13 protein-coding genes are annotated in these 12888 nt (G+C 73.2%); 5 read left to right on the top strand and 8 right to left on the bottom strand.

Annotated elements, in window-relative coordinates:
• Positions 1-10 precede the first annotated feature (10 nt).
• Together phoH2 and PKE99_RS20665 are read right to left on the bottom strand one after the other, a co-directional pair.
• Positions 11-1294, bottom strand: a complete 1284-nt coding sequence (gene phoH2, locus PKE99_RS20670; RefSeq protein WP_037043240.1) for an RNA 5'-3' helicase PhoH2 — start codon at positions 1292-1294, stop codon at positions 11-13.
• Positions 1295-1632: 338 nt separating this feature from the next.
• Positions 1633-2892, bottom strand: coding sequence for a hypothetical protein (locus tag PKE99_RS20665; RefSeq protein ID WP_051737087.1), 1260 nt, complete (start codon positions 2890-2892; stop codon positions 1633-1635).
• A 327-nt stretch (positions 2893-3219) separates the two neighbouring features.
• Here PKE99_RS20665 and PKE99_RS20660 point away from each other — a divergent pair, with 327 nt between their 5' ends.
• From PKE99_RS20660 to PKE99_RS20650, 3 genes are all read left to right on the top strand, one after another.
• Entirely contained in the window at positions 3220-3609 is a 390-nt protein-coding gene (locus PKE99_RS20660; protein WP_037043008.1) for a hypothetical protein, read from the top strand.
• A gap of 270 nt (positions 3610-3879) precedes the next feature.
• Positions 3880-4227 carry a hypothetical protein gene (locus PKE99_RS20655; protein WP_271214902.1) on the top strand — a complete coding sequence of 116 codons (348 nt, stop codon included), beginning with the start codon at positions 3880-3882 and terminating at the stop codon, positions 4225-4227.
• A gap of 261 nt (positions 4228-4488) precedes the next feature.
• Positions 4489-4836 carry a hypothetical protein gene (locus PKE99_RS20650; RefSeq protein ID WP_271214901.1) on the top strand — a complete coding sequence of 116 codons (348 nt, stop codon included), beginning with the start codon at positions 4489-4491 and terminating at the stop codon, positions 4834-4836.
• 102 nt (positions 4837-4938) lie between these two features.
• Here the strand turns inward: PKE99_RS20650 and PKE99_RS20645 are convergent, their stop codons facing one another.
• Entirely contained in the window at positions 4939-5706 is a 768-nt protein-coding gene (locus PKE99_RS20645) for an isoprenyl transferase (protein ID WP_037043014.1), read from the bottom strand.
• Between the two features lie 178 nt (positions 5707-5884).
• Between PKE99_RS20645 and trhA the strand changes: the two genes are divergently transcribed.
• Positions 5885-6514, top strand: a complete 630-nt coding sequence (trhA, locus tag PKE99_RS20640) for a PAQR family membrane homeostasis protein TrhA (RefSeq protein WP_081923950.1) — start codon at positions 5885-5887, stop codon at positions 6512-6514.
• A 39-nt stretch (positions 6515-6553) separates the two neighbouring features.
• Here the strand turns inward: trhA and abmR are convergent, their stop codons facing one another.
• From abmR to mca, 4 genes are all read right to left on the bottom strand, one after another.
• Positions 6554-7156: an ATP-binding transcription factor AbmR gene (abmR, locus tag PKE99_RS20635; RefSeq protein WP_425566425.1), complete on the bottom strand. Its 603-nt coding sequence runs from the start codon at positions 7154-7156 to the stop codon at positions 6554-6556.
• Positions 7157-7253: 97 nt separating this feature from the next.
• On the bottom strand, positions 7254-9263 hold the full coding sequence (locus tag PKE99_RS20630; RefSeq protein ID WP_037043019.1) for a thioredoxin domain-containing protein: 2010 nt from the start codon (positions 9261-9263) through the stop codon (positions 7254-7256).
• Between the two features lie 89 nt (positions 9264-9352).
• Positions 9353-9676: a hypothetical protein gene (locus PKE99_RS20625; RefSeq protein ID WP_197040534.1), complete on the bottom strand. Its 324-nt coding sequence runs from the start codon at positions 9674-9676 to the stop codon at positions 9353-9355.
• A gap of 101 nt (positions 9677-9777) precedes the next feature.
• Positions 9778-10671, bottom strand: coding sequence for a mycothiol conjugate amidase Mca (gene mca / locus PKE99_RS20620; RefSeq protein WP_037043021.1), 894 nt, complete (start codon positions 10669-10671; stop codon positions 9778-9780).
• 396 nt (positions 10672-11067) lie between these two features.
• Between mca and greA the strand changes: the two genes are divergently transcribed.
• Positions 11068-11556, top strand: a complete 489-nt coding sequence (gene greA, locus PKE99_RS20615; protein WP_197040535.1) for a transcription elongation factor GreA — start codon at positions 11068-11070, stop codon at positions 11554-11556.
• 3 nt (positions 11557-11559) lie between these two features.
• On the opposite strand, the gene ilvA is transcribed toward greA, so the two are convergent.
• Positions 11560-12786 carry a threonine ammonia-lyase gene (gene ilvA / locus PKE99_RS20610; protein WP_231498128.1) on the bottom strand — a complete coding sequence of 409 codons (1227 nt, stop codon included), beginning with the start codon at positions 12784-12786 and terminating at the stop codon, positions 11560-11562.
• Positions 12787-12888: the final 102 nt, after the last annotated feature.

The raw sequence follows: 12888 nt of genomic DNA, 5'->3' as shown, positions 1-12888 counted from the left end.
ACTCACGGGGTCAGTTGCCGGGGCCCTCCAGCATCTCCGTCACGAGGGCGGCGATGGGGCTGCGCTCGGAGCGGGTGAGGGTGACGTGGGCGAAGAGGGGGTGGCCCTTCAGCTTCTCGATCACCGCGGCGATGCCGTCGTGGCGGCCCACCCGGAGGTTGTCGCGCTGGGCGACGTCGTGGGTGAGGACCACGCGCGAGGCGGTGCCGAGCCGGGAGAGCACGGTCAGGAGCACGTTGCGCTCCAGCGACTGCGCCTCGTCGACGATCACGAACGTGTCGTGCAGCGACCGGCCGCGGATGTGGGTCAGCGGGAGGACCTCCAGCATCCCGCGGGCGATCACCTCGTCGAGCACGTTCTGGCTGACCAGCGCGCCGAGGGTGTCGAAGACCGCCTGGGCCCAGGGGCCCATCTTCTCCGCCTCGCTGCCGGGCAGGTACCCGAGCTCCTGCCCGCCGACGGCGTAGAGCGGCCGGAACACCACGATCTTCCGGTGCTGCTGGCGCTCCATGACCGCCTCGAGGCCGGCGAGCAGCGCGAGCGCCGACTTGCCCGTGCCCGCCCGGCCGCCGAGGGAGACGATGCCGACCTCCGGGTCGAGCAGGAGGTCGAGCGCGACCCGCTGCTCCGCGGAGCGCCCGTGCAGCCCGAAGGCCTCGCGGTCGCCGCGGACGAGCTTGATCTGCTTGTCGGCCGTGACCCGGCCCAACGCCGACGACGTGCCGCCGAACAGCCGGATGCCGGTGTGGCAGGGCAGCTCGCCCGCCTCGGCGTGGTCCAGCACGCCGTTCCGGAACAGGGTGTCGATCTCCTCCGCGGCGACCTCGACGTCCGCCATCCCGGTCCAGCCCGAGGGGACGACGTCCTGACCGTGGTACTCGTCGGCGGGGAGTCCGACGGCGGCGGCCTTGACCCGCAGCGGCATGTCCTTGGTGACCAGCACGACCCGCCGCCCGGCCCCGTACTCCGCCTGCAGGTTGAGCGCGCAGGCGAGGATCCGGCTGTCGTTGCTGTCCGTGCGGAAGCCGCTCGGCAGCACCGACTGGTCGCTGTGGTTCAGCTCGACGTGGAGCGTGCCGCCGGCGTCCCCGATCGGGACGGGCGCGTCGAGCCGGCCGTGCTTGATCCGCATGTCGTCGAGCTGCCGCAAGGCCGCCCGCGCGAACCACCCGAGTTCCGGGTGGTGCCGCTTGCCCTCGAGTTCGGAGATGACCACGAGCGGGAGGACGACCTGGTGCTCGTCGAACCGGGTCAGCGACCACGGGTCGGAGAGGAGAACCGAGGTGTCGAGCACGTAGCAGCGGGGCGTGACGTCCGCGGGGACGTCGGAGCCGCTCTCCTGAACCGGGGCCGTACGACGTTCGGTCACGGGTGCTCCCTCGCGGGCGCGGCACCACGCCCACAGTTCCGGTGGGCCGGCCGACCCCGGTGCGGTTGCACGAACCACGTCTGCGACGCCGCCCGCACGCCCGCAAGGGCCGGGTGCCGGCCCTCTCGGGTGCTTCGCAACACCACGTCCAGGGCCTCCCCGGACGGTGCGATCGGTACGCACCGCCACCGCTGACGCTACTAGCGGTCACCCTCATGCGGTCAAGGGTGAGATCGTGTCGCGTCCGTGACCGATTCCGAGAATTAACAGAACGGCCGACCGCTCATCGCATGATCGACACCGTCCGTCGCCGGCACGCCCCGGTCGGCCGCCGACCGTCCGGACCAGTCCCGAGCGCCCGGTGAGGCCAGTACCCCCGGCGTGACGGGCCGGTCGAGCGCCCGGCGGAACCGCGCGATGTCCTCCGCCCACCAGGCACGCACCAGTGGGTATCCGACCACGTAGGTGACCGTGTACGCCCGCCAACGCGGGTCGGTGAGGAACCGGAGCGCACGGTCCGCGCGGGCGTCGTCGAGCAGGAGCCACCGGCGCAGGTGGTCACGGGCCGCCGTCGTCCCCACCCGGTCGACCAGGAGCGCCGCGTCGAGCCGGACGTGCTGCAGCGGGAGCATCGCCTCCTCCAGCGCCTCGGCCAGCTCACCGTCCGTGACCACCCCCACGTCGGCGAGCACGTCGGCCGCCCACGGCCCCCACCCCGGCCCGACGACGGCGTCGAGCCCGAGGTCCGCCACCCCCTCGACGACAAGCGCGCGCGGGCTGCGGGTGAGGCTCAGCGCCCGCTCGGGTTCGGACCGGGCCGCGGCGGCCCGCCGCAGGTGCTCGACGTGGTGTCCCGGGTAGGTCTCGTGCGCGACGAGCCGGGCGAGCTGCCCCGCCCGCTGTGGCGCGTCGGCGCTGAACCGGGCGAGCGAGCGGCCGCCGCCGAGGTACCGGGTGAAGCCGCTCCAGGGCCGGCCCTCGACGAGCTCGATCTCGACGTCCTCACCCGCCGGCAGGTCGAGGACAGCGGCGGCCCGCTCGCGCAACGCCGCGACGAGTGCCCGGATCGCCACGCTCCGCCGGTCGCGCGGGAGCTCGTCCCGCGCGCGGTGCGCGGCCAGCCGGTCGGCGAGCGGTCCCGGCCCGGGCAGCAGCGCGCCGACGGCCCGGTGCGCCGCCCGGTACCGGTCCGGGTCGCCGGGGGCGACGTCGACGCCGTAGGTCTCCCGGATCTCGGTGCGCAGCGGCACCTGCTCGCCCGCGAGGGTCCGCGCGGTGCGCTCGAGGGCGCCCAGCTCGCCCTCGAGGAACGCCTCCCGCAGCGCCGGGAGGCCGACGTACGGGACCGCCCGCCGCAGCCGCGCGGCCTCGCGCACGAGATCCGACGGCGCGGGAGCGGGCTCGGCGCGGACGTGCCGGCGCAGCGCAGGGTCGCCGTCGAAGGCCTCCACGGTGCCCGGTGCCAGGCGGTCCAGCCGCAGCGCCAGCAGCGCGACCTGGCGCGCGACCGCGTCCGCTCTCACGGCACTCTCCGCATCACCCGGACGCTACCCGTCGGGCGCCCGTCCGGCGCCCCGTACACGATCGGGAAGGCAACCGTCCCGAACGAGTGGATCAGCTACCCACGGTTCGCGAAAATAGCCGGAATGACGATTCGGGGCGGCGCCGGATTCCACCTATCCGGGGAGTAACCAAACGCACCGTTCGTAGCTCACACGATGGTGGTACGAGATTTGTTGTATACGCGCGACTGCGGATAGCTTTCGGAGCAGTCAGCGCGGGCTCCCCGGTCGGACGCTGACCTGAAAGGTGCCGGCTCGCCGGTTCCGCAGACCTACAGGAGAGAAACTGTGCTGAAGAAGGCTGGAATCGTCGCGACCGGCGTCGCCGCCTCTCTCGTCGCGGTCAGCCCGCTCGCCTTCGCCGGTGACAAGGGCCACGACCACCACGACAAGGGCGACAAGGGCCACCACGGCTCGTCGGTCACCGGCATCGACAAGTCGGGCAAGGGCCTGCTGAACGTGTCGGGCAACAACGTGAACGTCCCGATCCAGGTCTGCAACAACGACGTGCCGGTCAACGTCGGCGCGCTGGCCCTGCAGGGCAACGCCAAGGACATCACCGGTGCGCTGACCGGCGCCCTGGGCCTGTTCGGCGACGCGAAGGCCGACAGCAAGGTCAAGACCGACAACGACGACGTGTGCGGCCTCGGCTCCTCCGCGGGCGACTCGGTCGCCTGACGTCCCGTCACTGCAGCACCGCCGACGCCGGTCCGGGTTCCCCGGGCCGGCGTCGCGCTTTTCCGGACATCCGCGCAGGTGTTCCACAACTCATCCGATCGAGCGAAGTAACTTTCTGCGGAAACACCTTCCGACACGATGGTGGTAGGCGTTTCGCAATTCGTGAATCTCTCGGATAGCGTCCTCGGTAGTCGGTGCGGGCTCCCCGGTCGAGCATCGACTCGTCAGTCCGGGCCCTCCCCGGGCCCGAACCCATACAGGAGAAGAAGAATGCTGAAGAAGGTCGCCCTGGTCGCCGCCGCCTCGGCCGCGTCCGTCGTCGCCGTCAGCCCGCTCGCGTTCGCCAGCGACTCGCACGAGACCGGCATCGACAAGTCGGGCAAGGGCCTGATCAACGTCTCCGGCAACAACGCCAACGTGCCGGTCCAGGCCTGCAACAACGACGTCCCGGTGAACGTCGGCCTCCTGGCCGGTGTCCAGGGCAACGCCAAGGACATCGTCGGCACCGCGACCGGCGCCCTCGGCCTGTTCGGCAAGGCCGACGCCGACAGCAAGGTGAAGACCGACAACGACCGCGTGTGCGGGCTCGAGGCCGCCGCCGGCGACTCGGTGCGCTGACGCTTTCCCAGCGCTTCATCCGGAAGCCCGGCCCGTTCACGGGCCGGGCTTCCGCCATTCCGGACAACGGCGTCCGGAGAAGATCATCCGATCGAGGGAATAACCGCCGGAAGAAACGCGATCAGACACGATCGTGGTATGGGTTTCACAATTCCCGGCCTTCTCGGATAGCGTCTTCCGCAGTCGGTGCGGGCTCCCCGGTCGGACACCGACTCGTCAGTCCGGGCCTTCCCCGGGCCCGTACACACACAGGAGAGAACAATGCTGAAGAAGGTCGCCCTGGTCGCCGCCGCCTCGGCCGCGTCCGTCGTCGCCATCAGCCCGCTCGCGTTCGCCCACGAGTCGCACGAGACCGGCATCGACAAGTCGGGCAAGGGCCTGATCAACGTCTCCGGCAACAACGCCAACGTGCCGGTCCAGGCCTGCAACAACGACGTCCCGGTGAACGTCGGCCTCATCGCCGGCCAGGCCAACCTCAAGGACATCACCGGCACCGCGACCGGCGCCCTGGGCATCCTGGGCAAGGCCTCCGCCGACAGCAAGGTGAAGACCGACAACGACCGCGTCTGCGGGCTCGAGTCGGCCGCGGGCGACTCGGTCGACGACTGAGACCCACCTTCGCCGAGCGGCGTCGATCCTTCGGGATCGGCGCCGTTCCGCGTTCTCAGGCCTTTTCCCGGTCTGTCTTTCCGGCCCCGGTCGAGCCGCTCGTCAGCCGCCGAACCGGCGGTGCCGGGCCGCGTAGTCACGCAACGCCCGGAGGAAGTCGACGCGACGGAACTCGGGCCAGTAGGCCTCGCAGAAATGAAATTCCGAATGCGCGCTCTGCCACAGCAGGAAACCGGAGAGCCGCTGCTCCCCCGACGTGCGGATCACGAGGTCGGGATCGGGCTGACCGGACGTGTAGAGGTGCGCGGCGATGTGGTCGACGTCGAGCACCTCGGCCAGCTCCTCGATCGACGAGCCGGCCTCGGCGTGCTGCAGCAGCAGCTTGCGCACGGCGTCGGCGATCTCCTGCCGGCCCCCGTAGCCGACTGCCACGTTGAGCTCCAGGCCCGGACGGTCGGTGGTGCGGGCGGCGGCCGCCGTCAGCCGCTGCGCGATCCACTGTGGGAGCAGCTCCAGCGCGCCGACGACCCGGAGACGCCACGGCGCGCTGGGGCCGCTGAGCTCGTCGACGACGTCCGCGATGATCTCCAGCAGCGGCTCGAGCTCGTCGGCCGGGCGGGAGAGGTTGTCCGTGGACAGCAGGAACAGCGTGACGACCTCGACGCCGGCGTCGCCGCACCAGCCGAGCAGGTCGGAGATCTTGGCCGCGCCGACCCGGTGGCCGTCGTTGACGTCCTCGAGCCCGGCGTCGCGCGCCCATCGCCGGTTGCCGTCGAGGATCAGCGCGACGTGCCGGGGGCGCTCCGCACCGACCAGCCGCCGGGCGAGCCTCGCCTCGTAGGTCGAATAGAGGAGGTCACGGACACCCACGGGGCGGAGCCTACGCCGCGGCCCGGGACCACCTGCGCCCGAAGGCCGTCGCCCGGGGGCGCTTCACCGACGCGCCACCGGTCGGCAACCTGCACGCGCGTGGAGATCCCGTACCCTCGGGCGGGTGACCGCCGGGACCCTCCAGCCGCCGTCGGACCTCCCCTTCGTCAAGCCGCGGATGCGCGGCTGGCTGCACTTCTGGTCGTTCGTCACCTCGGTCGCGGCGTGCGCCACGCTGATCGCCGTCGCCGCGTCGCTCGTGGGCGGGGCCGCCGCGCTGGCGACCTCGGTCTACAGCGTGACGATCCTCGGCCTGTTCGGCGTCAGCGCGCTCTACCACCGCCGCACCTGGACCACGCCGCGCAGCCGCTTGATCATGCGCCGGCTCGACCACTCGATGATCTTCGTCTTCATCGCGGGCACGTACACACCGGTCGCGATGCTGGCGATGGCCCCGGCGACCGGCCGGATCGTGCTGGGCGTGGTGTGGGGCGGCGCGCTGGCCGGCGTGGTCCTCAAGACGTGCTGGCCGCACGCGCCCAAGTGGCTCGCGGTGCCCATCTACATCGCACTCGGCTGGGTCGCGGTGTTCGTGCTGCCCGACCTGCTGCACAACGCCGGCGTGGCCGCCCTGGTCCTGCTGCTGGTCGGCGGCGCGCTCTACACCGCCGGCGCGGTGTTCTACGCCGTGCACTGGCCCAACCCGTGGCCGAAGACCTTCGGCTACCACGAGTTCTTCCACGCGGCCACGGTGCTGGCCGCGATCTGCCACCAGATCGCGATCTGGTTCGCCCTCTTCCCGTCGTGAGTGGCGATAGTCGCTAGAGCGACTATCGCCACTCACAGGTCATTCGGGGCCGCGGGTGCGCAGCTCGTCGACCTTGGCCATGGCCTCGCGCAGGTCGGCGAGCCAAGTGTCGGCGTTGCGGCCCACCAGGCGCACGGCCCAGGCCAGGGCGTCGGACCGGGAGCGCGCCACGCCGGAGTCGACCAGCGTGTCCAGCACCATCCGCTCGGGCTGGCGCAGCCGCGTCATCACCGGGACCGACGCGGTGGTGAACAGCTCCTCGACGTCGCCGATCCGCGCGCCCCACGCGACCTTCCGCTGGTAGCGGTGCTCGGCCTGACGGGCGATGTCGATCCGCTCGTCCCGCGTCTCCTCGCGGAACCGCGAGATGCGCCCGGCCGCCGCGGCCGCCTTCTCGGCCCGCCCGGCGTCCGTGTCCGGGAAGTCGCCCTGCACCGCCGGCAGCTCGCCGACGATCACGATCTCCTCCCGGTCGATCGTCACCTCGGGCGCGGCGACGAACCAGTCGTCGGGGAGCCGGCCGCGCAACCACGCGGCCGCGTCGCCCGTGTCCGGCAGGTCCGCCTGCTGCCACCCGCCTCGGGGCCCGCGCCCCTGCCCGCGCCCGCCGCCGTGCCAGCCCTTGTGCATCCGTCCCGTCATCCCGCACCTCCTGCTGCGATGCTTACGAGATTACACAGCTACACAAGCCGCGTCAGAACGTTCTCCGACGGCGGACGGAAGACGGCGGAAGCGGGAGTCAGAGCAGGGCGGCGAGCTCCTCCGGCGTGGTCACCGGCCGGTCGCACACGAACCCGCGGCAGACGTACGCGGCGGGCCGGTCCGCGACGAGCGGGCGGGAGGCCAGCAACGGCACCCCCGGCGCGTCCGGGTCCCCCGGCACGACCACGCCGCCCCCGGGCACCAGCGCGCGGGCCCGGGCCAGCAGCTCCTCCCGGTCCGGGTCGCCGACGGGGCCGACCAGCGCGACCTGTGGCGGGCCGGACGTCAGCGCCTCGGCGGCGGTGAGCCAGTGCCCGGCGAAGCGGGCGTGCCGGCCGAACAGCCCGCCGACGGCGTGCACGGACTCCTCGGCCAGCTCGCGGTACCGGCCGGAGCGCTCCTCGTCGACCAGGACGGACGCGGTGAGCAGCGCGTTGGTCATGGCGGACCCGCCCGAGGGCGTGGCGTTGTCGGTGATCTCGCGCGGCCGGTGCAGGAGCTCCTCGGCGTCGTCGGCGGTGTCGAACCAGCTGCCGGGGCCGTCCCCGCGGAACCGGGCGACGGCCAGGTCCAGGATCTCGACGGCCGCGGCGAGCCGGCCGGGGTCGCCGGTCGCCTGGTGCAGCGCGAGCAGGCCCTCGACGAGGGCGGCGTGGTCGTCGAGCACACCCATCGCCGAGCCCACGGCGCCGTCGCGCGAGGAGCGGCGGAGCCGCCCGTCGACGACGTGCAGGCGCAGGAGCAGGTCGGCCGTCTCCTCCGCGGCGACGACCCAGTCCAGCCGGGCGAGCGCGGCGCCCGCCTCGGCGAGCGCCTGCACGGCCAGGCCGTTCCACGCGGTGACGACCTTGTCGTCCCGCGCGGGCTGCGGGCGGGTGGAGCGCGCCGCGGACAGCACGGTGCGCACGCGCTCCCAGCGCTCGGGGTCGTCCGGGTCGCGCAGCAGCTGCAGCGTCGAGGCGCCGTGCTCGAAGGTGCCCGCCTCGGTCACCTCGAGGAGCTGGGCGGCCCAGGTGGTGTCCTCCGGGGAGAGCACCTCGGCGAGCTGCCCCGGCGTCCACGAGTAGGTCAGGCCCTCGACGCCGTCGGTGTCGGCGTCGAGCGCGGAGGCGAAGCCGCCCTCGGGGGTCCGCAGGTCGCCGAGCAGGAACCCGGCCGTCTCCGCGGCCACCCGGGTCGCCAGCGGGGAACCCGTACGGCGAGCCCAGTGCGCGTAGACGCGCAGGAGCAGGGCGTTGTCGTAGAGCATCTTCTCGAAGTGCGGCACCACCCAGGCCGCGTCGACGCTGTACCGGGCGAACCCGCCGGCGAGCTGGTCGTACATGCCGCCGCGGGCCATGGCGTCGCAGGTCCGCTCGACCATCCGCAGGGCGTCGGCCGACCCGGTCCGTTCGTGGTGGCGCAGCAGGAACTCGAGCACCATCGACGGCGGGAACTTGGGGGCGCCGCCGAACCCGCCGCGCTCGGCGTCGAAGTCCCCTGCGAGGCCGGCCACCGCGGCGTCGAGCACGTCCGGGCCCACCGCGACCGGCGTGGGCTCGGCCCGGGCGGCGTCGGCAAGCCGGGCCGCGATCTCGCCCGCGGCCCCGCGGATCCGAGCGCCGTCCTCGGTCCAGGCCTGGGTGACGGCGTCGAGCAGCTGCCGGAAGCCGGGCATGCCGTGGCGCGGCGTGGGCGGGTAGTAGGTACCGCAGTGGAACGGCTCACCGACCGGGGTGAGGAAGCAGGTCATCGGCCAGCCGCCCTGCCCGGTCATGGCCTGGGTCGCCGCCATGTAGACGGCGTCGATGTCCGGGCGCTCCTCGCGGTCGACCTTGATCGCCACGAAGTCCCGGTTGACCTGCGCGGCCGTCTCGGCGTCGGAGAACGACTCGTGCGCCATGACGTGACACCAGTGGCAGGCGGCGTACCCGACGGAGAGCAACACCGGGACGTCCCGGCGCTGCGCCTCCGCGAACGCCTCGTCGGACCACTCCCACCAGTCGATGGGGTTGTCCGCGTGCTGGAGCAGGTACGGGCTGGTCGCCTCCGCGAGCCGGTTGGGCATGCGCCCACCCTGTCACCGGCGGGCGCCACCCGCCGCCCGGACACCCCGGCAGCGCCCCACCGCGGATCGGCCGCGGGATCAGCGCGGGATCACCGCTGCTCGGGACGCTCCCGGGCGGTCGCTCCGCTGTCGTCCCGGTTCGCTTCGGTGACGTCATCGCCGGACGCGGCGTCCGGCCCCACGCCGGACTCGGCGTCGGGCTCGTCGTCGAAGGACTGCGGCAGCCGCCGGATCCGCCGGCTCATCGACACGATCAGCGCGATCGTGGCCACGGCCAGGCAGAGGATGACGACGAGCGCGACCGGCGAGGCCTTGCCGAACTCCTCACCCCTGTCGGGCGGCGGCTCCGGGTTCTGCGCCAGGACCGTCGCGACCGTCGCCCCGATGGGCACGGCGCCCAGCTCGACCAGCACGTTCCGTCACTCCTCCGCAGGTCACGTCCTCGGAGGTCCAGGCTACGCGGGGCCGCACGACGCGCGTGCGGCCCCGGTCGGAGGCGCCGGCCGGCGGCCGCTCAGCCCGCCCGCAGCGCCGGCTCGCGCAGGCCCGCGAACAGGTCGTCCTCCGGGGTGGGGCTGGGCACCAGCGAGCGGACCAGCTCGTACTCCTCCCACGGCCAGATCTCGCGCTGCAGGTCCAGCGGCGTGAAGAACCAGCGGCTGGTCGGGTCGATCTGGGTGGCGTGGGCGCGCAGCGCGTCGTCCCGGCGGTCGAACCAGTCCGCGCACTCCACCCGGGTGGTGACGCGCTCGCCCGGGTCCGGCCGGTCCTTCCAGTTGGCGATCCACTCGGCGTACGGGGACTCGAGGCCGCGGGCCTTCAGCCCCTCGTCGAACGCGAGGATCCGCTTCTTGGAGAAGCCGTGCGAGTAGTACAGCTTCAGCGCCTGCCACGGCGCGCCGGCCCCCGGGAAGCGGTCCGGGTCCGCGGCCGCGTCGAACGCCGCCATCGACACCTCGTGGGTGCGGATGTGGTCCGGGTGCGGGTAGCCGCCGTTCTCGTCGTAGGTCACGAGGACGTGCGGACGGAACTCGCGGATCACGCGGACCAGCGCCTCGGTGGACTCCTCCAACGGGACCAGCGCGAAGCAGCCCTCCGGCAGCGGCGGCTTGGGATCGCCCTCGGGCAGGCCCGAGTCGACGAAGCCGAGCCAGCGGTGCTGCACCCCGAGGATCTGCGCCGCCCGGGCCATCTCCTGCTCCCGGATCGCGGGCATGTTCTCGAGGACGTCCGGCCGGTCCATGGCCGGGTTGAGGATGCTGCCCGCCTCGCCTCCGGTGCAGGTGACGACCATGACCTCGTGGCCCTCGTCGACGTACCGGGCCGTGGTCGCCGCACCCTTGCTCGACTCGTCGTCCGGGTGGGCGTGGACGGTCATCAGCCGCAACGGCTCGCGTTCGGACGTCATGGGTGACCGGGGTCCTTCCGTGTCCTCGCGCCCGCGGGGGCGGGCGGTGTGTCGCAGGGCCGGGGCGCCGCCTCGGCCGATCGAGGCCGATCCTGGCATGCACCACCGACGTTCTTCCCGCGGGAGGTCAACGCCGAACCCCCCGCAACTCTTCCCGGAACCCCCCGACCAGCGCAAACGCCGCCCCCGGGAACTTCGTCGGACTCCCGACCGTTCGTCGAAGGACCGCGCCGAGCGGTCGGCCCCGTGCTAGGGTTGCTCGCACACGGCCCGCAGGCGGGTCGTGTTTTTCCTTACTCGGGGCCTGTAGGTGGACGGCCCCGATCGTGCCCGTGCGACGTGCCGGGCGCCCGGCCCGCGCGGTGCGGTGCCCGGTTCGCTGGAGGAGTGATGACCGTGACGGAGACTCAGGTGACCTGGCTCACCCAGGATGCCTTCGACCGGCTCAAGACGGAGCTCGACGAGCTGATCGCGAACCGTCCCGTCATCGCCGCCGAGATCAACGCCCGCCGCGAGGAGGGCGACCTCAAGGAGAACGGCGGCTACCACGCCGCCCGCGAGGAGCAGGGCCAGCAGGAGGCCCGCATCCGCCAGCTGCAGGAGCTGCTGCGCACCGCCCAGGTCGGCACCTCGCCGACCAGCGCCGAGCAGGCGGCCCCCGGCACCGTCCTCACCATCAAGTACGAGGACGACGACGACACCGAGAAGGTGCTGCTCGGCTCCCGCGAGGAGGGCAGCCACGGCGACCTGCAGGTGATCTCGCCGAACTCGCCGCTCGGCGCCGCGCTGCTGGGCGCGAAGAAGGGCGAGGACCGCGAGTACGCGCTGCCCGACGGCGGCAGCATGCGCGTCACGCTCGTCGACATCCAGCCCTTCACCGGCTGACCTTCACGCCCCGAGCCGCGGATCGCCTTCCGGCACGCCGGTCACCGTCACGCGGTGGCCGGCGTCCCGCAGTGCGGTGACCAGCTCGCGGCAGTGCTCCGGGCCGCGCATCTCCAGGCTCACGGCCACGTCGACCTCGCCCATCGGGACGGTCGCGCTGATCCGGGTGTGCTCGACGTCGATCACGTTGGCGCCGAGCTCGCCCACCCGGGTCAGCAGCGTGGCCAGGGCGCCGGGGCGGTCCCCGATGCGCACCACCAGGGACAGGTACCGCGCGGTCGCGGCCATGCCGTTCTGGATCACGTGCAGCAGGACCAGCGGGTCCACGTTGCCGCCGGACAGCACCGCGACCACGGGCGGGGTGAACCGCGCCGGGTCGTCGAGCAGGGCGGCCACCGGGGCGGCGCCGGCCGGTTCGACCAGCATCTTCGCCCGCTCCAGGCTGAACAGCAGGGCGCGGGAGAGCGCGTCCTCGCCGACCACCGTGAACTCGTCGACGAGGGCCTCGACCTGCCGGAAGGTGACGTCGCCGGGCCGCCCGACCGCGATGCCGTCGGCGATGGTCCGCATGCCACCCAGTGGCACGGGTTCGCCGGCGGCGAGCGACGCGGGCCAGGCCGCCGCGCCCGCAGCCTGCACGCCGACCACCCGCACCTCGGGCCGCTGCGCCTTCACGGCCGCGGCGATGCCGCCGAGCAGCCCGCCGCCGCCCGTCGCGACCAGGACGGTGGCGACGTCCGGCACCTGCTCGAGGATCTCCAGGCCGACCGTGCCCTGCCCGGCGATCACGTCCGGGTGGTCGAACGGGTGGATGAGCACCGCCCCGGTCCGCTCGGCGTGCTCGAGCGCGCCGGCGAGGGCCTCGTCGACCGTGGCCCCGCCGAGCCGGACGTGCGCGCCGTAGCCCCGGGTCGCCTCGACCTTGGGCAGCGCGGCGCCCGCCGGCATGAACACGGTCGCGCCGATGCCGAGCAGCTTCGCGGCCAGCGCCACGCCCTGCGCGTGGTTGCCGGCGCTGGCCGCGACCACCCCGCGGGCCCGCTCCTCGTCGGACAGCCGAGCCAACCGGGTGAACGCGCCGCGGATCTTGAACGACCCCGTGCGCTGCAGGTTCTCGCACTTGAACCACACCGGCCCGCCCACGGCCTCGTCGAGCACGCGGGACCGGGCGACGGGCGTGGTCCGGGTGACGCCGGCGAGCAGCTCGCGAGCCGCCCGGACCTCCTCGATCCCGACCGGGGCCGCCGTCGAGGGATCACGGTCGACCGTTCGCAGGCCGGCCGTCCCGTTGTCGGCGTTCACCCCCGCATCGTGCCACCGGGCCCGGTAGCC

The organism is Pseudonocardia halophobica (genome assembly GCF_027922425.1).
GTDB lineage: Bacteria > Actinomycetota > Actinomycetes > Mycobacteriales > Pseudonocardiaceae > Pseudonocardia > Pseudonocardia halophobica.
The sequence above is the reverse complement of the archived record's forward strand: the minus strand, read 5'-3'. Positions and strand labels throughout refer to the sequence as shown.